Raw genomic sequence first — 18,870 nt, forward strand, 5'->3', positions numbered from 1 at the left:
CCGGCCCCTCGCCGTACCCCGGCTCAGGCGCCGCCCGCCCCCGGCTCGCGCGTCATCGCCCACGTACGCGGACCGCCCCCGGGCAGCGGGTACGCCGCGGTGACCGCGAACCCCAGACGCTCGTAGAAGCGCACATTGCCCTCGTCGGACGTCTCCAGGAAGGCGGGCACCCCCGCCTGCTCCGCCGCCCGCAGCCCGGGCCGGATCACCGCTGCCCCCAGGCCCCGGCCCTGCCACGCCGGATCGACGCCCGCGGAACCGAGGAACCACACCGGTCCGGCCGGCCGGTGCGGCCGCATCGCGGCCTCCGCCTCCGCCGACGCCCGGGCCCGGTCCCCGCAGATCTCGGCGAGCCGCGGCCCGATCTCGGCGAACGCCTCCTCCGCGGCGGTCTCCGGGGTGGTCCACACGGCCACCGCCGCGCAGTCCTCGGTCACCCACACCCGGCCGTGGTCCAGGCCGATCCGCGCGACGAACAGCTCATGGAACCGCTCCAGCCGCGCCTGATGGTCCTCGGCCGCGATGGTGTGGCGGGTCAGGGGGTAGTCGGCGAAGGCGCGCCCCAGCGTACGGACGATGCGGGGCAGATCGTCGTGGGTGGCGGGGCGGACGGCGGGCCGGAGCGACGTCATCGGGCCTCCCGGTGAGGTGACGGGTCGGTGGTCAAGGGCATCGTGCCCGGCCTCCGCCCGGCGGCGCGAACGCGCGTGACCTGAAGCCGCTCGCGACGGATCCTTCTGCCGTCGTCCCGGAGGTGCTTACCGTGGAGGGACGACCGCAACACGGGGGAACGGGGGCGGACGGATGCCGATGTGGTTGATTGCGCTGCTCATACCGGTGGGGCTGCTCGGCCTGGGGACCGCGGTGTTCGCGATCTGGGCGTATCTGGGCACGGACCGGCCGGTGGAGCATCACAGCTCGATGCCGAGCAAACCGTCCCGGGACTTGGGCGCCGGCTGGTGACGGCGGCGTCGGCGGCGTCCGTGGCGGACGGGGTGCCGACCGGCTTCGGCCTGCTGGTCGTGGCCGGCGCCGCCGCCGTCCTGCTGTGGGTCGCGCTGCGGCGGCTGGCCCGGGAGTACGAGGAGGGCACGCCGGCGCACCGGGTGCTGACCGAGCTGGTCGCCCGGCGCGAGTGGGCCGGCGGCCCGCGGACCGGTCCGGTACCGCGACGGCACCGTGCGGGTGGCGCGCGTCCGGCCCCGGCCCGGAGGCGGTGAGTGAGGAGCCGGCCGCCCGTTCACGGTGCCCGATCAGGTTGCCAGAGTGACGGGTGGTGCGGATGTGGCGGACCGTGGCAGGAAGCTGCCTGGCAGCTTGCTGCACGGGGGCCGGTGGGCGCGGGGGTGGGTACGGTGCCGGGGCGGCGGAGGCGGAAGGTGCGGTCCGCCGAGGATCAGGCGCCGGCCGGGGACGGCCCCGTGGAGAGCTGGTCGCCCACCGCGGCCAGGGCGTTGACGGCGGCCCGGACCGAGGGGCGGACCGAGCCCTCGGCGCGCCAGACCGCGTAGACCCGGCGGGTCAGCTCGGGCTCGACCGGTACCACCCGGACGCCGTCCGGGAGCGACCCGAGGCCCAGGGTGGGCACCATGGCCAGTCCCACGCCCGCCGAGACCAGGGCGAGTTGGGTGGGGTGTTCGTTGACGGTGTGCACGATGCGCGGTTCGGTGCCCTGCTCCCGCATGGTGAACAGCAGCCACTCATGGCACGTCGAGCGGCGCACCCGGCTGATCCACCGCTCGTCCACCAGCTCGCTGATCCGCACCGTCGGCCGGCCGGCCAGCCGGTGGTCGTGCGGGAGCGCCACCTGCGCCATGTCCGTCATCAGCAGCTTCTTGCGGACCGTGGCCGGCCAGTCGATCGGGACGTGGTCCCAGTCCTGCACCAGCCCGACGTCCAGATCGCCGCGCTCCACCTGGATCATCGGCGAGTCGAAGTCCATCTCCCGGATGTGCAGCTGGAGTTCCGGCGCGCGTTCGGCGAGCAGCCGCAGCGCGCGCGGCACCAGGCCGCGGGCGGCGGTCGGGAAGGCGCCGAGGGTGAGTTCGCCCAGCGGGGCGCCGCGGTACGCCTGCAGCTCGGCCTCGGTCTCGTCGACCAGGGCCAGGATCTGGCCCGCGCGGACGGCCAGCAGCTGGGCGATGAAGGTCAGTTCCACGCCCCGGCCGCTGCGCTTGACCAGCTGGTGCCCGGTCTCCTGCTCCAGCTTCCGGATCTGCTGCGAGACGGCCGAGGTGGTCACGTGCAGGACCTCGGCCGTGCCGCTGACGGAGCCGTAGGTGGCGATGGCCTGGAGGATGCGGAGACGTTCGAGATTGAGCATGTTGAAGCAACCCTACAGTGAGCTCTCAGTTTTTCTCGCTTGTCCTTTGATGTAGCGAACATCAGAGTTTCGGCCATGGACTCGTCCCTCCCTGCGACCGAGGCGGGCGGAGCCGTGGCTCCACCGCCCCCCGTTCCCGCGGCGCGCTCCGGCGACGCACCCGTCCCGGCACCCGGCCCCCGCCTCGACTGGCGGATACGTTTCGCGCTGCTGGCGCTGGTGTGGGGCCTGAGCTTCCTCTTCGTCAAGATCAGCGGCGCGGCCTACGCACCGCTCCACGTGGCTCTGGGGCGGGTCGTCTTCGGCGCGCTCACCCTGCTCGCGGTGCTCGCGTTCAAGCGCGAGGCGCTGCCCAGGAACCCGCGGCTGTGGCTGCATCTGGCGGTGGCCGCGTTCCTGCTCAACGCGCTGCCGTTCACGCTCTTCGCCTACTCCGAGGAGCGCATCACCTCCGCGCTCGCGGGCATCTGCAACGCCACCACCCCGCTGTTCACCCTGCTCGTCGCGGTCAGCGCGCTGCCGGGGGAGCGGCCCAGCAGGAACCGGCTCGCCGGGATGGCCCTGGGCTTCCTCGGCGTGCTGGTGGTCTTCGGGATCTGGAACGGCGCGAACGTCGGCGACCCCGTGGGGGCCGGGATGGCCCTGGGCGCCGCGCTGAGCATGGGCGCCGGCTGGGTCTACGTCCGCCGCTTCCTGACCGACTCCGGCCACTCCAGCGTGGCGCTCTCCGCCGCCCAGGTCACCGCCGGCGCCGTCGAACTCGCCGTCGTCACGCCCTTCCTGACGTCGGTCCCCACGCACTTCCCGCTCGTCCCCACGCTCTCCCTGATCGTGCTCGGCGCGCTGGGGACCGGGGTGGCCTTCCTCATCCAGTACGGGCTGGTCCGCGACGCGGGCGCCACGGTGGCGTCCATGGTCACCTACCTCGTGCCCGTCGTCTCCACCGCGGCCGGCGTGGTGGTCCTCGGCGAGGTGCTGAAGTGGCATCAGCCGGTGGGCGCGCTCGTCATCCTGGCCGGCGCGGCACTCTCGCAGCGGCCGCAGTCGCCCGCTGCCGGTAAGCGGGGCGGACGCGGCCGCGATCTGCCCGATGCGTAACGATACGTAATCTTTCCGGCCTTTCCGGACTTTCCACACGCAGCTGACCGCCAGCCGCCGCCGGGGAACACCGACGTTCCGCCGGTGGCGGCTGCCGCCCGAGCGCGCCTTCTTCCGCGTCCGCGGCGCCGCCGACCGGCCGCCGCCGGCCCTTCCCCTGCCGTCCCGGAGCGCTGCCGTCCCGGGGCGTTCCCGTCCCGCACTGTTCGCCGGCCGGTAACACGGCGGAAACTCCCCGGAATTCGGCACGGAATTTTTTTGCCGTTCTCTTGACGTACGGCCCCCGCCACCTGCCCCGATGAGATCTTCCCCACGTCGCAGGCAATTGACGACCGGGCTTCGTTGAATCTAGCTTGGAAATGCCTTCGGGGAATCCCGGACAAGCGAATCGGCTTTATTGGCGCACCTATTGCGTGCGCATTCTTCCACCGTCATCACACTTCCCGAATTTCCGTTTCGGGGGAACCGGAAAGGGTTTCTCATGGCTATTGCCGAGACCATCAAGAACATTCTCGTCCAGCACGTATACGTCGAGGTCCCCACCGACCAGATGGGCGAGCACGACAGCCTGCGGGACGTACTGGGCGTGGACTCGCTGGGCTTCGTCGAGCTCCGCGTGCAGGTCGAGGAGGCGTTCGACATCAGCATCTCGGACGACGACTTCACCCCGGAGCACTTCGCCACCATCGCGTCCCTGACCTCGCTGATCGAGGCCCGGCAGCAGGTCGCGGCGACCGCCTGACACCGCCGCGCCACCGCTCCCGCGCGGGCGGTGTCCGGCCGCCGCAGTGCCGCCGGACACCGCCCGCGCCCGCACCGCTCCACTCCAGGGGGAAACGGGGAATGGACACCTTCAACGAAACGGCCCCACCGGATCAGGAAACGGCTCCACCGGGCAGCGCAACGGCTCCACCCGAGCACTGCGTCGTCACCGGAATGGGCTGGGCCACACCACTGGGAAATTCCGTGCCCGACGTGTGGCACGATCTGCTCAAAGGCGAATCCGGCGTACGGGAAACGCCCTCGGACATTCCGCTCCGCAGCCCGCTGGCGGCCCTTGTCCCGGATATCCCGCTGACCGAGAGCCCGCACGACCGCCAGCTCGCCCTCACGCTTTCCGCGGTGAATTCCGCGCTCGCCGACGCCGGAATTTCCCTCGACGCGGACGGTGTGGAACTCATTCTCGGCACCAGTTACGCCGGAAATCTCGACGACCCGGACGTCCCCTCGCTCTACGCGTGGGCCGAACAGGCCGCCGACCGCCTCGGCTACCCCGGCAGCCCGCTGTGCGTCACCACCGCCTGCTCCGCCGGCTCCGACGCCGTCCTCATGGGCGCCGAACTCATCCGCTCCGGCCGCCGCGAGGTGTGCGTCTGCGTCGGCGCCGACGTCGTCACCCCCGCCAAACGCCTCGGCCACTCCCTCCTCGGGACCATGACCGACGAGGCGCTCCGCAGCTTCGACGCCCGCCACAACGGCATGGTGCTCGGCGAGGGCGCCGGCGTCCTGATCCTCGAATCGGCCGCCCACGCCCGCCGCCGCTCGGCCCCCGTCCGGGCCGTACTGCGCGGCACCGGCTCCGCCAACGACGCGGCCGGTATGACCGCCCCCGACCCCAGCGGCGCCAGCGTCGTCCTGGCCGTCGAACGCGCCCTGGCCGGCAGCGGACTGACCGCCGGCGACCTCGCGGTGGTCAGCGCGCACGGCACCGGCACCCCCGTCAACGACGCCGTCGAGGCCACCAGCCTGCGGACCCTCTTCGGCTCCGGCGAGCCCGGCCCGGTCGTCTTCGGCACCAAGGGCGCCCTCGGCCACAGCCTCGGCGCCTGCGGCACCATCGAGGCGATCACCGTCATCCAGGCACTCCACGACGGACAGGTGCCGCCCGTCCAGGGCCTCGACACCCCGATGGACGACTTCCCGCTCCCGCTGCCCGCCGGCGCCCCGGAACCGGTCGCCGGCACCGCCGGCCTCAGCCTGACCCTCGGCTTCGGCGGCTTCAACACCGCACTCCTCTTCGCCCACCCCGGGAGCGGCCATGAGTGACCCCCGCCCGACGGCCCCGGCCACCCGCCGCCCCCTGATCACCACGGGCTACGGCGAAGTCGTCACCACCGACCCCGCCGCCCACTCACGCAACGGCTCCTCGCTGTTCGCCGACCCGGTGGCCTGGCTCATGACCGAGGCCGCGGCCCGCGCCGCCGCCGACTGCGACACCGACCTGACCGCCGCCGGCGACCAGGTCGGCATGATCGCCATCAGCGAGATCTGCACCATGGACACCATGCGGACGATCGCCCGGGCCACGCCCCGCGGCCGGCTCTCCCCGCTGAAGTTCGCCGGCGCCAACCCCGGTTCGGTCGCCGGACTGCCCTGCATCCGCAACGGCTTCCGCGGCCCCACCCTGGCCCTGTCCATGCCGCCCGGACCGGCGCTGCCCGCCGCCCTCGCCATGGCCGAGGGCTGGATCGCCCAGGGCAGCGCCCGCTACGTCCTCATCGGCGCGCACCGCCGCGACGGGGACGCGCACGCCGCCCGCTGCCACGTCCTGCAGTCCGCCCGCACCCCGGAGCCGTACACCGAGCCCGATCTCTCCCGCCTCGCGGCCCCGGTCCCGGCACCGGCCGCCGCGGGCCGCTGACCGAGGAGACCGCCTGCCATGCTGACCGAAACCACGGCCCCGGCGCTGGAGATCAGCCGCGACGACGTCGTCGCCCTGCTCTCCCGGACCACCGACCTCACCCGCCCGGCCGGCACCGGCCCCGGCCCCGCCTTCGACGAGGTGCTCGCCGACCACCGCCGCCTGGACCTGGCCCCCGGCACCCCCGTCATCATCGCCCTGTCCAACGGCGCCCACCTGCTCACCCACTACTTCGCCGTCCTCCTCACCGGCGGCGTCCCGCTCGCCGTCTCCCCCTCCACCTCCTCCGCCCGGATCACCGCGCTCGCCGAACACCTCAAGGCCGGCGCCCTGATCGCCGCCCGCGTCGACCCCGCCCGCTACGGCGCGGACCGGGTCCGCCCGGCCGGCACCGAGCAGGCCGTCCCGCTCCCCATGGGCGGACCCCAGGGCGCCTACCGGCCCGGCGAGGTGCTGATGCTCACCTCGGGCACCTCCGGGATGTTCAGCGCCTGCCTGCACCGGCTGGGCTCGCTGCTGCGCAACGCCCGCCGGCACAGCGCCGCGGTCGGCGTCCGCGCCGACGACCGGCTGCTGATCAGCCTGCCGCTGTACTACTCGTACGCGATCGTCGCGCAGGCCCTGACCGCCCTGGTCACCGGCGCCGGACTGGTCATCTCCGGCCCGCCGTTCAACCCCGCCGCCTACCGCGCGACCATCGAACGGCACCGCGTCACCTCCTCGTCCATCACCCCGACCATCGCCCGCCAGCTGCTGGAACAGGGCGAACCGCTGCCCGCCCCGCTCCGCTCCCTGGCCGTCGGCGGCGACCGCCTCACCCCCGAACACGTCGCCGGCCTGCTCGCCCTCAACCCCGGCGGCGAGCTGTACGTCACCTACGGGCTCACCGAGGCCGGCCCCAGGGTCGCCACCCTCGCCGCCCACCGCGAACCGGCCCACCGGTACGCCTCGGTCGGCCTCCCGCTGGACGACATCACCGTCGCGCTGCGCGACACCGGCCCGGACGGCGTCGGGGAACTCATCGTGGCCACCGACACCGCGCTGCTGCGCAAGGTCGGCCCCTCGGCCCGCCAGCCGCTGCTGGCACCGGGCCGGATCGCCACCGGCGACCTCTTCCGCCGCGACGACGACGGCTACCTCTACTACGAGGGCCGGCTCTCCGACTTCGTGGTGGTCCGCGGCGAGAAGGTCTCCCTCTACTCCCTCCGGCAGGCCGCCCAGACCATCCCCGGCGTCGCCCGCGCGCTGCCCCGGGTCGTCCGGGACGACGACGGCGAGACCTGCGTCGACCTGGAGATCCACGCCTCGGAACCGGTCCTGGTCACCGACGCGATGGTGCACGACGCGCTGCGCCCCCTGCTGATGCGCAGCGAACGCCCCCGCCGGATCACCGTCGTCCCGCTCGCCGCGACCGCCCAGCACAAATGACCCCAGGAATCCCAGAGAGGACCGGCACCGTGCCGAACACCCCGCGCACCCAGCTCTTCTGCGTGCCCCACGCCGGCGGCTCGGCCGGCGTCTTCCGCCCCTGGCAGCGCTCCTTCCCCGAGGACATCGAGGTCGTCCCGCTGGAGCCGGCCGGCCGCGGGGTCCGCCGCGGCGAACCGTTCGCCACCGAACTCACCACCGCCGCCGCCGAGTTGAGCGACATGATGCTGGACCGGCTGACGGGCGACGACTTCGTGCTCCTCGGCCACTGCATGGGCGCCCTCCTCGCGTACGAGATGGTCTGCCACCTCGAACGCCACGGCAAGCCGGCCCCGCGGACCCTGATCGTCTCCGGCCGCAACCCCCCGCACCTCCAGACCGCCTGGGGCAAGCGCGTCGCGGGCCTGCCGGACGACGAACTCTTCGCCGAACTCTCCGCCGTCGGCGGCGTCCCCAAGGGCCTGAGCCGCGCCATGGCGCAGGGCTTCCTCGACATCATCCGCAACGACCAGCGCATGGTGCACGCCTACACCCCCGCCCGGCCCGTCCACCGCGTCACCGTCCCGGTACGCGTCCTGGCCGGCAGCGAGGACGAGATGACCCACGCCGACCAGCTGCCCGGCTGGTCCGCCTACACCACCGCACCCGTCGAGGTCGACTACCTCCCCGGCGGCCACTACTTCCTCTACGACTGGCCCGAGCAGGTCGCCCTGCGCGTGGCCGGCACACCGGCGCCGGGGGTCGCCACCGCATGAAGTACCGCTATCTCGGCACCACCGGCATCCGCGTCAGCCAGCTCTGCCTGGGCACCCTGATGTTCGGCTCGTGGGGCGACAACAGCGCCGACGACTCCATCCGCATCATCGAACGCGCGATGGCCGCCGGCATCAACTACCTCGACACCGCCGACTCCTACTCGCGCGGCGAGTCCGAGGAGATCGTCGGCAAGGCCCTGGCCCGCACCGGCAAGCGCGACCGGATCGTGCTGGCCACCAAATGCCACGCGCCCATGGGCGTGGACCCCAACTCCCGCGGCAACAGCCGCCGCTGGATCCACCAGGCCGTCGAGAACAGCCTGCGCCGGCTGGGCACCGACTGGATCGACATCTACCAGATCCACCGCCCCGACCCGCACACCGATATCGACGAGACCCTCGGCGCGCTCACCGACCTCGTCCAGGCCGGCAAGATCCGCTACCTGGGCAGTTCGACCTTCCCGGCCCACCAGATCGTCGAGGCCCAGTGGGTCGCCGAGCGCCGCCACCGGGAGCGCTTCGTCAGCGAGCAGCCGCCCTACTCGCTGCTCGCCCGCGAGATCGAGGCCGACGTCCTGCCGGTGTGCCAGAAGTACGGGATGGGCACCGCCACCTGGAGCCCGCTGGCCGGCGGCTGGCTGACCGGCCGCTACCGCAAGGGCCAGGACGTCGCCCCCACCCGCCGGGCCGGCCGCTGGGGCAAGCGCTACGACATGACGCTCGCGGCCAACCAGCAGAAGCTGGACGCCGTCGAGCAACTGGCCCAGCTCGCCGAGGAAGCCGGGATCACCCTGATCGAACTGGCCCTGGCCTTCGTCACCGAGCACCCGGCCGTCACCTCCGCGATCATCGGACCGCGCACCATGGAGCACCTGGAGAGCCAGCTGCGCGGCGCCGACGTCCAGCTCAGCCAGGACATCCTGGACCGGATCGACGAGATCGTCCCGCCCGGCCGCACCCTCAACCCCGAGGACGGCGGCTGGACGCCCCCGGAGCTCACCGAGCCCGCGCTGCGCCGCCGGAGCGCACGATGACCGCGCGGCAGGCGGAGCGGGCGCACCACCCGGCGCCGGACGACCTCCAGGACCCGGCCGCGGGTTTCTCCCTCCTCGGCTGGGAGCGGCTGGACGAGCACCGCTTCGAGGTCCGGCTCCGCTACGAGCACGGTGCGCGGCCGCTAGCCCTCGTCCACGCCGTCCGGCAGGGCGCGCTGCTGCTGGCGCACGAGGCGTACGGCGTCCCGCGCGGCCACCACTGCGTCTTCCGGGCGCTGTCCTGCGCGGCGCCGGACGGCGCGCCCGCCCTGCCGGCGGCCGGGACGGAGCTGGCGCTGCGGATGACCTGCGCCGAGCCGGATCTGCGCCGGGGGCAGCTGGTCGGCGCGCGGTTCCACGGGGAGGCGGCGTTCGGCCGGGCCGAGGTGGACTTCGCGTTCCTCTCCCCGGCGGTGTACCGCTTCGTCCGCGGCTCGGGCGGCGAGGAGGTGGCGGCGGGGGAGGACGGTTCGAGCCCTGACGGCTACGAACTCCGCGCATCCATGGAGCAGTTGACGTTCCGGGGCGCCGCCGTCGACCACATCCCCGGCATGGTGCTCGCGGGGGCGGCCCTGGACGCGGTCGCCGCGGCGGGCGCGGGCGGCGGGCGGCGTCCGGTCGGGCTGACCGCGGCGTTCACCGGCTACACCGCGCCGGACGCGCCGTGCTGGTTCCACACCCGGGCGGCGCCCGGCCCGGTGGCGGTCGCCGCCGGGGGAGCGCCGCGCGACACCGTGGAGGTGTGGGCGGTCCAGTCCGGACGGCGGGTCTTCGAAGGCACCGTGTCCACCGCGTAGCCGCGCCGCCGCGGGCGCGTACCGCACCACCTCCCAGGCCCTGGGAGGCCCGGAATCACCGGGTCTCCCAGGGCCTTTCGCGTGGTGCGCGCGGACCGGCCGGCGGGTCGCGTGGCACGGGCGGCCGCCAACTGCCGGTACGGTGTGATCAGTTGTCGCCCCCGCCGGTCCGCCCGGTGCACCCGGTTCGCCGGTCGCGGAAGGCCGCGGCAGTCGCCCCCAGGGCGGGAAATGCCGCTTATAGGCGATTTATTGGCGTACTTCCCTCGCGCATCATGCTGCCATGCAGCTTGATGCTGCCCGGCACCGAACCTCCGCGTTCCGAATTCTGGCAGCCTGAAACAGGCCCGTTCCGCTCCGCCGAATACGCGGAAGCGGACGGCCGGTATGACGGAAAAAGGCCAGCAGAGAAAGCGTTTGGGGGGCGGGTGAACCACCTGAGCAAGGCCCTGGAAATCGGCCGGACAGCGAAAACCGGCCGGGGCGACACGGGCTGGGGCCGCGGAGTCGCGGGCTTGGAGCGGGCGGCGGGCTGGAGGTGCCGCGCCGTGACCGGATCCCACGACACCGGCTGGGGCTGACCGGCCTGCCGGTACCGCACCGGAAACACCGCACGGGAAATACCGCACACGGACAACGGAACTCTCCGCGAAACGGCCAAGGATCACCATTGTCTCTCAACGGTCTGCACCACAAACTGGCGGCGCGCCCGGACCGTCAGATGCGCTTCCTCGCCCTCGACGGAACCCTGGTCACCAAGACGTTCGCCGATATCCACGCCGATGTGGAGCGGACGGTCTCGGAGTTGCGCGCCTGCGGTATCGGCGCGGGCGACAAGGTCGGGATCCTGGGCCCGAACTCCTACGCCTGGGTGGTCGCCGATCTCGCGCTGCTCGCGCTGGAATGCGTCTCGGTGGCGCTGCCGGCCGAACGCGGGGAGCGGGTGGACGCGGCCCGGCTCTGCGAGACCTACGATCTCAGCGCACTGCTGTTCTCCGCCCCGCCGGCGGCCGGCACCGAACTCCCGCCCGAAACCGCCGTCCTGGACGGCAATCCGCTCCGGCTCACCAAGCGCGAGGAAACCGGAAAGGCCCATCCGCCGCTTCCGGAGGAGGTGTTCTCCCTCGCCTTCTCCTCGGGGACGTCCGGCACCAAAAAGGGCCTGCTGATGTCCAGGAAGGGCGTCGAGAACACCATCGTGACCTCCGGCCGGGCCTGGCGGATCCGTGAGGACGACAACATCCTCATCGTGATGCCGTTCTCCAACTTCCAGCAGCGGTACCTGCTCTACACCGCCATCTGGTACGGCTGCGACGCCACCGTGGTCGCCCCGGAGCGCATGTTCCAGAAGCTCCGGGAATTCGAGCCGACCATCATCCTCGGTCCGCCGTCCTTCTTCGAACTCGTCCACAACCGGGTGCAGTCCGCCGATGACCGGGAAAAGCTGCCGTACCATCTCGCGGCCGCGCTGCACGCCCTGGCCCCGGACCGGCTCACCCGCGGTATCCGCTCCCGGCTGGGCCGGAAATGGATGAGCATGTACGGCTCCCGGGTCCGGCTGATGCTCACCGGTTCCGCACCGGTCCCGCCGCGTACGGTCAAGCTTTTCCAGCAGCTCGGGGCGCCGCTCTACGAGGTCTACGGCAGTACCGAAATCGGCTGGATCGCCTTCAATCTGCCGGGCCGGCACCGGATCGGCTCGGCGGGCCGGCCGGTGGACGGTATCGAGGTGGCGGTGGCCGAGGACGGCGAGGTGGTGGTCACCACCGCGGCCCGGCAGGCCCTGGGCTATGTCTTCGAAGGAGTGGAATCCCAGGAAGCGGTCTTCCGGCCGGACGGCCGGATCGCCACCGGCGATCTGGGACGCTTCGAGGCCGATGGATTCCTCCGGCTCATCGGCCGGAAGAAAAACGTCATCATCACCCGCAGCGGGGTCAAGATCAACCCCGAGGAACTCGAAGCGGATATCGAGAAGAACTGCCCGATCGCCCGCGCGATCGTCGTCTCCCCGGGCGAGGAGGGGCTGCTGACCTGCGTCGTCTGGCTCGACGACACGGAGTCCGCGGACGCCGCCGAGGAGGTGGAGGCCCATCTCGCCCGGGTGAATCAGCAGCGGGCCGCCTCGCACCGGATCACCGATGTCGTCTTCCGCCCGGCCGCGGAACTGACGGCGGAATCCGGTCTGCTCACCCGCAATCTCAAGGTCGACCGGAACGCGGTCGTCCGGACCATTCTTGCCGACAGCAAGCAGGTGGGAAAATGAACAAGGGCCCCGTGACCGATGAGGCGATCTGCCAGATCATCGGGAGTGTCATTCCCAAGGCGGCCGCCCGCGGCGGCATCACGCCGGATATGGATCTGCGGGCGGATCTGGGTATCGACTCGCTCGCCCTCATGAGCATCGTCTTCGTCCTGGAGGAACAGGTCGGAATCGACGCCTTCAGCAAGGTGGAGCAGTTCGTCGGCGCCGAGGCGGTGTCCGACATCATCGACATCGTGCGGCAGAGCTGAAAGGCCCGGACAGATGACCAGTGCGCCGGAAATCATCGACTTCCACTGCCATATCGCCTCCGAAATGTGTTTCCCCCGGTCCTTCCAGAGCGGCGTGGTCGACAATATGACCGTGGCGCTGGCGAGCCAGGGCCTGCCGGTGACCAAGGACAAGGTCGCCAAGATGCACGCCGGGACGCTCAACGATCCGCTCTGCGACGAACTGGTCAAGCAGATGGACGAGGCCGGCATCAAGGAATCCGTCCTGCTGGTGCCCGACTTCACCTACGCCCTGAAGGACAGCACCCACACCATCGCCGAGATCATCGACCACCACAAAGCGGTCGTGGACCGGCACCCCGGCCGCTTCCGGGTCCTGGTGGGCGTGGACCCCAGGTGGGGCAAGGACGGTATCGCCCTCTTCGAGAAGGCGATCGTGGAGTACCGCTTCGACGGGATGAAGCTCTACCCGCCGTGCGGCTACAAACTCTCCGACGACCAGCTCTACCCGTACTACGAGATCTGCTCCCAGTACGGACTCCCGGTGCTGTCGCACATCGGCGCCACGTCCCCGGTGCTGGATTTCGAGATCGCCCAGCCGATCTTCGTCGACAAGGCCGCCAAGGACTTCCCCGGCGTCGATTTCGTCCTGGCGCACGGCAGTGTGCACTATCCGGACGAGTGCGCCATGTTGTGCAACAACCGGCCCAATATCTATATCGATGTGAGCGGTTACGAGGCGGCCGGAACCGCCGCGCTGAACACCCTGTTCCGCCGTGGCATCAACCACAAGATCCTGTTCGGTACGGACTGGCCGGTGTTCCGCCTCCAGGGACGCCAGACCGACCTGGTGGAAAAGCTCACCAAAGAAGGCGCGTTCCCCGAGACCATGTCCGAGGCGGACCGTGCGCTGTTCTTCCACAAGAACGCGGAACGGCTGCTGGGAAAGAACACACTCAAGTCGTCCGAGCGCTGACCGCAGAAGGGAACGACAAGTGACCGAGAACACGTCCTTGGGACTGACCGACGAGCAGGTGGAGTCCTTCAAGCAGAACGGCTTCGTCGGGCCGTTCGACCTCTACCCGTCGGACGAGGCACCGCTGCTCTGGAATCAGGCCATGATCGAAATGGTCACGTCCGAGAACAAGCCGCACGACTCCACCATCATCAACTACGACCGCCACCTGGACTGCAACACCCTCTCCGCGCACATCAGCCGCCCGGAGATCGTGCACAAGCTCCGCAGCCTCATCGGCGACGACATCCTGTGCTGGAAGAGCAATATCTTCCAGAAGGAGCCGGGCGCCACCGGCACCGGCTGGCACCAGGTCGAGACCTTCGTCGTCGGCGAGACCACCACCACCTCCACCCCCTCCCTGAAGTACACCGAGGAAAGCCAGTACCTCACCCAGGAACTCACGGTGTGGACCGCGTTCTCCCCGGCCGCCAAGGAGAACGGCTGCCTGCGCTTCATCCCCGGCAGCCACAAGAAGTGGTACTACGACGAGAGCAAGTCGCTCACCCGGAACGTCGAGAGCAAATCGCACGACTTCTTCGGCTACGACTACTCCGAGCTGAAGCTCGACAAGGACTGGGACCCGAGCCAGGAAGACGTCTTCGACATGGAGATGAAGCCCGGCCAGTTCGTCATCTTCCTCGCCAAGTGCATCCACGGCTCGCTGCCCAACGTCAGCGACACCACGCGGCTGGGATACGCCTCCCGCTATGTCTCGCCCTCGGTCAAGGTCTACGAAAACGTGGACCAGCTGAGCGAGTTCGGCGACACCATCAGCCTCGACTACCACGGCAGCGTGCTGGTCTCCGGCGAGGACCGCTACGGCCACAACCGCCTCCACGAGAAGAACCTCAACGGCTTCCCGTTCAAGAAGGTCGGTCCGTGATGAGCGCCGCCCGTCGAGAAGAACAGGAGTCCCCCGTGCCGGAGAACGCGGAGCTGCGGAAGGTCGCCGACTTCCTGGCCACCCAGCCGGCGGCCGCCGAGGTGACGTACGACGACCTCACCCGGGCCAAGACCCGGGAAGAACTCGGCATCAGCTCGCTCAACATGATCCTGATCCTGGTGAATTACCTCAAGGAGCACACCGGCGGAACGGTGGCGCTCAAGCCGGAATGGGTCTCCCGGCTCAACGACGTCGAGGGCATCCTCTCGGTCTTCCGGGAGATCGACCGGGAAAGCCGCACCGCGGCCTCCGCTTAGTACCCCCGGCCCGGCGGTCCGCGTCCCCCGGACCGCGACCGCCGGGCCCGCCCGCCCCCACCACGCCCGGCCACCCTTTTCCGCGAGGACCGCATGACTTCCGCACAGGACCGCGTCACCATCGGCTCGTTCGCCCGCGTCTTCGGCGACCGGGAACGTACCCCCGACGACATCCCGGATTTCGAGGCGCTGTGGCGGGCGGAATCCCCGGACACCGATTTCGGCGCGATGGGCTGCGGCACCTTCCGGACGATGACGAAACCGGTCGCGGCATACGCCGCCGCGGCGCTCCGGCAGACCCTGCGGGAACACGACGTCCCGCCCGGCGCGGTCGGCCACGTCCTTTTCGCGGCCAGCGACGCGGTGCTGCGCACCCTCGGCGGCGATTTCGTGGTCGAGGTCCTCACCGCCACCGGCCTGACCGAGAGCGTCCCGGTGCTGATCTCCGGCCGGCAGTGCTGCAGTTCGCTGGCCGCGCTCGCCCACGGCCGGCAGCTCTTCACCGACCCGGAGACCACCGACGTCGCCGTGGTCTCCCTGGACGCCACCCCCGACGACCGCGCCCGGGTCCGCTCGTTCGCCCTGTTCAGCGACGCGGTGGCGAGCTGCCTGCTCAGCCGCGAGCGCCCCGGCGAGGTACGGCTGCTCGGCTCCGCCGCCCGCACCGACCCCGCGGGCCTGATCGGCGAGGACTCCTTCGTCTCCCGGCAGCGGGTGGCCCGCGCCGCCCTCACCAAGGCCCTGCGCGACAGCGGCCGGGAACTCGGCGACATCACCAAGGTCTTTCCCACCAACCTGTACCAGCCGGTGACGCAGTTCAGCGCGATGGCCGCCGGAATCGACCGGGAGAAACTCCACTTCACCGAAACCCTGCGCGCCTACGGCCACTGCGGGAATTCCGACTGGCTGATCAACCTCGCCGATTACCGGCAGCGCACCGGCCTGCGCCCGGGGGAGACCTATCTCGCCCACGCCTCGGCCCCCGGCTTCTCCGCGAGCGCCGTGCTCGCCGGGGTCTGACCGGCCCGCACCCACGTAACCGACCCGAACGAAGGCTAGCGGTATGCACATCGTTGTCGACGACCTGTCCGGACCGGAGATCGCCGCGTTCCTCGAAGCGCATGTGACGGAAATGCGGCAGATCACCCCGCTGGAGAGCAAGCACGCCCTCGACCTCGACGGACTGCGGCGGCCCGAGGTCACCTTCTGGTCCGTACGGGACGACGGCGCCCTCATCGGCTGCGGCGCGGTCAAGCGCCTGGACGCCGGCCACGGCGAAATCAAATCGATGCGCACCGACCCCGCCCGCAAACGGTCCGGTGTCGCCTCGCGGCTGCTGGCGCACATCCTCGCCGAGGCCCGGCGGATGGGATACCAGCGGCTCAGCCTGGAAACCGGCTCGACCGACTTCTTCGCGCCCGCCCGCGGCCTGTACCGGAAATTCGGCTTCGACTACTGCCCGCCCTTCGCCGACTACCGCGAGGACCCCAACAGCGTCTTCATGACGCGCACCCTGTGACCGGCCCACGGCACCGCCGTACCGCACTACCGGAAAGGGCGTAGCACATGAAGGACGCCGTTTACCCCTACGACCGGGAGCTGTACAGCCGGCTCTTCCTGAACTGCTTCCAGCGGCAGTCCTCGGTCATGCTCGCCGAACGCACCCCGCATCTGCACCAGCTCTTCCACCGCGCCCTGATCAGCACCGACGCCATCGCCGACCAGGTCATCCGGCAGCAGCGGCCCAAATTCGACTTCGAGAGCGGCTACTTCGCGCCGGAGGACCTGGCCCGGATCGGCTTCGTCCGCCAGGAATCCGCCTTCGAGACCTTCGCCGAGGCCCGCCCGCTGATCCTGGAAACGGTCCGCCGGGACGGCTACGCCATCATGGTCGGCGATGTCTACTACTGGCCGCACTGCCCCGAATACCGCACCACGCACCTGACCCACACCCTCACCCTGCGTGAATTCCATGCCGATACCGGCGAGTGGACGGTCATCGACGATAATCCGGCGAGTCTGCTGTGCACCTACCGCTATCCCGAATCCGTCATCGCCGCCGGATTCGACCACGGTGAACTGCGCCGCGTCCGCCACTTCACCAGCCAGCCCTACGACGTCACCGAGGCCGAACACGGCACCCGCGCGGCGTTCTCCGCCCTGCTGGCCGCCCACCAGGACAGCTACCGGCTCTTCGACGGCCTCGGCGATCTGCTGGCCTCCCCGTGGATCGCCCCGGAACGGGCCATCGCCGCCCTCCACGACGCGTTCGCGCTCTACCAGGGCTCCCGCGTACTGCTCCGCGCCTACCTCAAGGCCACCGCCGCCGACCCGGAGCCGGGGGAGCTGGCCGGCCGGGCGGCCGGCCGGGCCGCCGCCGTGCAGAACCAACTGCTGCTCGGCAGGGTGACCGGCACCGTGGACGCCAACGGCCTGCGGACCGCCGCCGGCGAGGTGAAGGAGACCGAACGGAAGCTGGTGGCCGCGCTGCGGACCCTCTACGGAGCGCGCCCGGGGGAGCGGTGACCGAACTCGATGTGGCGATGCTGCTGGCCGATATCGCCCTGATCCTGGTGATCGCCCGGGTCGCCGGCCGGATCGCCCAGGCACTCGGCCAGCCGGCCGTCCTCGGCGAGATCGTCGGCGGGCTGCTGGTCGGCCCGACGCTGTTCCACGGCGCCCTCGCCGCCACCCTCTTCCCGGAAGCCATCCGCCCCTACCTCGGCGTACCGGCCAACCTCGGCCTGGTGCTGTTCATGTTCGCGGTCGGGCTGGAATGCGACTTCGGGCGGATCCGGGGGAGCGGGCGGATCGCGGCGGGCGCGGTCCTCGGCTCCACCCTCGTCCCGTTCGCCCTCGGCACGCTGCTCGCGCTGCACCTGCTGCGCGACCGGCACCCGGCCAGCCGCCCGGCGTTCGTGCTGTTCGTCGCGGTCGCGGTATCGGTCACCGCGTTCCCCGTCCTGGCCCGCATCCTGGCCGAACGGCGGATGAGCGGGACGTGGCTGGGCACCGTCGCGCTCTCCTCGGCGGCCGTCTGCGACCTCGCCGCCTGGACCGCGCTCGCCGCCGTCCAGGTCATCGCCGGCGGCGGCCGGCCCGGCCACTGGCAGGTGCTGCTGATCGTCCCGTACGCGGTCGCGCTGTTCGCCCTCGTCCGGCCGCTGCTGGAACGGCTGCTGAGCCGGCGCGGCCCGGACCGCATGATGTCCGCCGGCAACCTGGCGATCGTGCTCACCGGAGCGCTGGTCTCCGCCGCGGTGACCCAGGCGCTGGGACTGCACTTCGTGATCGGCGCGTTCCTCTTCGGGCTGGTCATGCCGCGGATGGACGACGTCGGGTTCCGCGCCGAACTCCTGCACCGCACGCAGTTCACCACCACCCTGCTGCTGCCGGTGTACTTCATCGTCGCCGGTCTCAACGTCGACCTCGCGCAGATCGGCGCCGCCGGCTGGTGGGACTTCGCGCTCATCATGGCCGTCGCGGTCACCGGCAAGTTCGCCGGCACCTGGCTCGGCGCCCGGTCGCAGGGGCTGCCGGCCCGCCGCTCGGCCCTGCTGGCCACCCTCATGAACACCCGCGGACTGACCGAACTCATCGCACTGGGCGTCGGGTTGGAGTCCGGCCTGCTGGACCGCCGGCTGTACGCGGTGATGGTCCTGATGGCCGTGGTCACCACCGTGATGACCGGGCCGCTGCTGCGCTGCTTCGCCAGACCGGAGGACAGCGCCGCGCCGGACGCGGACGACGGCCACCGGACGCGGGTGCCGGCGGCCCGCACCGGCCGGGGGAGCGCGGACCGGGCCGGCGCCCCCGCGGGCCGGGAAACCCTCTGGTGACGACCGATGCCCGAAATGCGCGATGCGTCCGCCAGGCATCAAGCTGCACGGCAACTAGATGCTCCATCGGGAACGACCCGTGCGCGGCCCGTTCTGGCAACCTGATCCACACCACCGCACACGGGCCGTGAACGGCCCCGCACGCGGCGCACGTTCCCCCCGCGGCCCGTCCCCGCCCCACCCCGCACCCGGCACCGAGCCGGGCGGCGGCCCGGCGGCCGGTCCGCCCCCGGGCGCACCGCACCCC

General features: G+C 71.3%; 21 protein-coding genes. 19 read left to right on the top strand and 2 right to left on the bottom strand.

What is annotated here, in order from left to right:
- Positions 1 to 23: 23 nt before the first annotated feature.
- Positions 24 to 632: a GNAT family N-acetyltransferase gene (locus tag ADL22_RS21860; protein WP_066982311.1), complete on the bottom strand. Its 609-nt coding sequence runs from the start codon at positions 630 to 632 to the stop codon at positions 24 to 26.
- Positions 633 to 810: 178 nt separating this feature from the next.
- Between ADL22_RS21860 and ADL22_RS35460 the strand changes: the two genes are divergently transcribed.
- Together ADL22_RS35460 and ADL22_RS21865 are read left to right on the top strand one after the other, a co-directional pair.
- Positions 811 to 963, top strand: coding sequence for a hypothetical protein (locus tag ADL22_RS35460; RefSeq protein WP_159048702.1), 153 nt, complete (start codon positions 811 to 813; stop codon positions 961 to 963).
- Positions 960 to 1,220 carry a hypothetical protein gene (locus ADL22_RS21865; protein ID WP_066982314.1) on the top strand — a complete coding sequence of 87 codons (261 nt, stop codon included), beginning with the start codon at positions 960 to 962 and terminating at the stop codon, positions 1,218 to 1,220. Before ADL22_RS35460 ends, ADL22_RS21865 begins: the two co-directional genes overlap by 4 nt.
- 176 nt (positions 1,221 to 1,396) lie before the next feature.
- Here the strand turns inward: ADL22_RS21865 and ADL22_RS21870 are convergent, their stop codons facing one another.
- Positions 1,397 to 2,323 (bottom strand): LysR family transcriptional regulator, encoded by a 927-nt coding sequence (locus ADL22_RS21870; RefSeq protein ID WP_066982318.1) that lies wholly within the window; start codon positions 2,321 to 2,323, stop codon positions 1,397 to 1,399.
- A 75-nt stretch (positions 2,324 to 2,398) separates the two neighbouring features.
- On the opposite strand from ADL22_RS21870, the gene ADL22_RS21875 reads away from it, so the two are divergent.
- From ADL22_RS21875 to ADL22_RS21955, 17 genes are all read left to right on the top strand, one after another.
- Positions 2,399 to 3,421, top strand: coding sequence for a DMT family transporter (locus tag ADL22_RS21875; RefSeq protein WP_066982321.1), 1,023 nt, complete (start codon positions 2,399 to 2,401; stop codon positions 3,419 to 3,421).
- Between the two features lie 481 nt (positions 3,422 to 3,902).
- Positions 3,903 to 4,163, top strand: coding sequence for an acyl carrier protein (locus ADL22_RS21880; protein WP_066982324.1), 261 nt, complete (start codon positions 3,903 to 3,905; stop codon positions 4,161 to 4,163).
- Positions 4,164 to 4,357: 194 nt separating this feature from the next.
- Positions 4,358 to 5,467 (top strand): beta-ketoacyl-[acyl-carrier-protein] synthase family protein, encoded by a 1,110-nt coding sequence (locus ADL22_RS21885; RefSeq protein ID WP_066982327.1) that lies wholly within the window; start codon positions 4,358 to 4,360, stop codon positions 5,465 to 5,467.
- Positions 5,460 to 6,062: a hypothetical protein gene (locus tag ADL22_RS21890; RefSeq protein ID WP_066982330.1), complete on the top strand. Its 603-nt coding sequence runs from the start codon at positions 5,460 to 5,462 to the stop codon at positions 6,060 to 6,062. The genes ADL22_RS21885 and ADL22_RS21890 overlap by 8 nt, the downstream gene beginning before the upstream one ends.
- Before the next feature lie 18 nt (positions 6,063 to 6,080).
- The gene (locus ADL22_RS21895) at positions 6,081 to 7,490 is read left to right on the top strand and encodes a class I adenylate-forming enzyme family protein (protein ID WP_066982333.1); all 1,410 of its coding nucleotides are present in this window, start codon (positions 6,081 to 6,083) and stop codon (positions 7,488 to 7,490) included.
- Positions 7,491 to 7,519: 29 nt separating this feature from the next.
- Positions 7,520 to 8,245, top strand: a complete 726-nt coding sequence (locus ADL22_RS21900) for a thioesterase II family protein (RefSeq protein ID WP_066982339.1) — start codon at positions 7,520 to 7,522, stop codon at positions 8,243 to 8,245.
- Complete coding sequence (locus ADL22_RS21905) at positions 8,242 to 9,279, top strand: aldo/keto reductase (protein WP_066982341.1); 1,038 nt, start codon at positions 8,242 to 8,244, stop codon at positions 9,277 to 9,279. The genes ADL22_RS21900 and ADL22_RS21905 overlap by 4 nt, the downstream gene beginning before the upstream one ends.
- Entirely contained in the window at positions 9,276 to 10,076 is an 801-nt protein-coding gene (locus ADL22_RS21910) for a hypothetical protein (protein WP_066982344.1), read from the top strand. Before ADL22_RS21905 ends, ADL22_RS21910 begins: the two co-directional genes overlap by 4 nt.
- Before the next feature lie 670 nt (positions 10,077 to 10,746).
- Entirely contained in the window at positions 10,747 to 12,339 is a 1,593-nt protein-coding gene (locus ADL22_RS21915) for an AMP-binding protein (RefSeq protein ID WP_066982347.1), read from the top strand.
- Complete coding sequence (locus ADL22_RS21920) at positions 12,336 to 12,587, top strand: acyl carrier protein (protein ID WP_066982350.1); 252 nt, start codon at positions 12,336 to 12,338, stop codon at positions 12,585 to 12,587. The genes ADL22_RS21915 and ADL22_RS21920 overlap by 4 nt, the downstream gene beginning before the upstream one ends.
- A 13-nt stretch (positions 12,588 to 12,600) precedes the next feature.
- Positions 12,601 to 13,542 (top strand): amidohydrolase family protein, encoded by a 942-nt coding sequence (locus ADL22_RS21925; protein WP_066982353.1) that lies wholly within the window; start codon positions 12,601 to 12,603, stop codon positions 13,540 to 13,542.
- Positions 13,543 to 13,561: 19 nt separating this feature from the next.
- Positions 13,562 to 14,467 (top strand): chlorinating enzyme, encoded by a 906-nt coding sequence (locus ADL22_RS21930; RefSeq protein ID WP_159048703.1) that lies wholly within the window; start codon positions 13,562 to 13,564, stop codon positions 14,465 to 14,467.
- A gap of 35 nt (positions 14,468 to 14,502) precedes the next feature.
- On the top strand, positions 14,503 to 14,784 hold the full coding sequence (locus tag ADL22_RS21935; protein WP_066982355.1) for a hypothetical protein: 282 nt from the start codon (positions 14,503 to 14,505) through the stop codon (positions 14,782 to 14,784).
- 93 nt (positions 14,785 to 14,877) lie between these two features.
- On the top strand, positions 14,878 to 15,804 hold the full coding sequence (locus tag ADL22_RS21940; protein WP_066982358.1) for a 3-oxoacyl-[acyl-carrier-protein] synthase III C-terminal domain-containing protein: 927 nt from the start codon (positions 14,878 to 14,880) through the stop codon (positions 15,802 to 15,804).
- A 43-nt stretch (positions 15,805 to 15,847) separates the two neighbouring features.
- Positions 15,848 to 16,303 (top strand): GNAT family N-acetyltransferase, encoded by a 456-nt coding sequence (locus tag ADL22_RS21945; protein ID WP_066982361.1) that lies wholly within the window; start codon positions 15,848 to 15,850, stop codon positions 16,301 to 16,303.
- A gap of 47 nt (positions 16,304 to 16,350) precedes the next feature.
- Positions 16,351 to 17,310 carry a hypothetical protein gene (locus ADL22_RS21950; RefSeq protein ID WP_066982365.1) on the top strand — a complete coding sequence of 320 codons (960 nt, stop codon included), beginning with the start codon at positions 16,351 to 16,353 and terminating at the stop codon, positions 17,308 to 17,310.
- A complete protein-coding gene (locus tag ADL22_RS21955; protein ID WP_079064330.1) occupies positions 17,307 to 18,623 on the top strand; it encodes a cation:proton antiporter in 1,317 nt (438 codons plus the stop codon). Before ADL22_RS21950 ends, ADL22_RS21955 begins: the two co-directional genes overlap by 4 nt.
- Positions 18,624 to 18,870: the final 247 nt, after the last annotated feature.

Origin of the sequence: Streptomyces sp. NRRL F-4489 (genome assembly GCF_001509485.1) — a bacterium.
Taxonomy (GTDB): Bacteria; Actinomycetota; Actinomycetes; order Streptomycetales; family Streptomycetaceae; genus Streptomyces.

What these genes read in the sequence shown, in the direction of transcription:
- ADL22_RS21860 (WP_066982311.1), bottom strand. Translation starts at nt 632, where the DNA reads ATGACGTCGCTCCGGCCCGCCGTCCGCCCCGCCACCCACGACGATCTG.
- ADL22_RS35460 (WP_159048702.1), top strand. Translation starts at nt 811, where the DNA reads ATGTGGTTGATTGCGCTGCTCATACCGGTGGGGCTGCTCGGCCTGGGG.
- ADL22_RS21870 (WP_066982318.1), bottom strand. Translation starts at nt 2,323, where the DNA reads ATGCTCAATCTCGAACGTCTCCGCATCCTCCAGGCCATCGCCACCTAC.
- ADL22_RS21875 (WP_066982321.1), top strand. Translation starts at nt 2,399, where the DNA reads ATGGACTCGTCCCTCCCTGCGACCGAGGCGGGCGGAGCCGTGGCTCCA.
- ADL22_RS21880 (WP_066982324.1), top strand. Translation starts at nt 3,903, where the DNA reads ATGGCTATTGCCGAGACCATCAAGAACATTCTCGTCCAGCACGTATAC.
- ADL22_RS21885 (WP_066982327.1), top strand. Translation starts at nt 4,358, where the DNA reads ATGGGCTGGGCCACACCACTGGGAAATTCCGTGCCCGACGTGTGGCAC.
- ADL22_RS21890 (WP_066982330.1), top strand. Translation starts at nt 5,460, where the DNA reads ATGAGTGACCCCCGCCCGACGGCCCCGGCCACCCGCCGCCCCCTGATC.
- ADL22_RS21895 (WP_066982333.1), top strand. Translation starts at nt 6,081, where the DNA reads ATGCTGACCGAAACCACGGCCCCGGCGCTGGAGATCAGCCGCGACGAC.
- ADL22_RS21905 (WP_066982341.1), top strand. Translation starts at nt 8,242, where the DNA reads ATGAAGTACCGCTATCTCGGCACCACCGGCATCCGCGTCAGCCAGCTC.
- ADL22_RS21910 (WP_066982344.1), top strand. Translation starts at nt 9,276, where the DNA reads ATGACCGCGCGGCAGGCGGAGCGGGCGCACCACCCGGCGCCGGACGAC.
- ADL22_RS21920 (WP_066982350.1), top strand. Translation starts at nt 12,336, where the DNA reads ATGAACAAGGGCCCCGTGACCGATGAGGCGATCTGCCAGATCATCGGG.
- ADL22_RS21925 (WP_066982353.1), top strand. Translation starts at nt 12,601, where the DNA reads ATGACCAGTGCGCCGGAAATCATCGACTTCCACTGCCATATCGCCTCC.
- ADL22_RS21940 (WP_066982358.1), top strand. Translation starts at nt 14,878, where the DNA reads ATGACTTCCGCACAGGACCGCGTCACCATCGGCTCGTTCGCCCGCGTC.
- ADL22_RS21945 (WP_066982361.1), top strand. Translation starts at nt 15,848, where the DNA reads ATGCACATCGTTGTCGACGACCTGTCCGGACCGGAGATCGCCGCGTTC.
- ADL22_RS21950 (WP_066982365.1), top strand. Translation starts at nt 16,351, where the DNA reads ATGAAGGACGCCGTTTACCCCTACGACCGGGAGCTGTACAGCCGGCTC.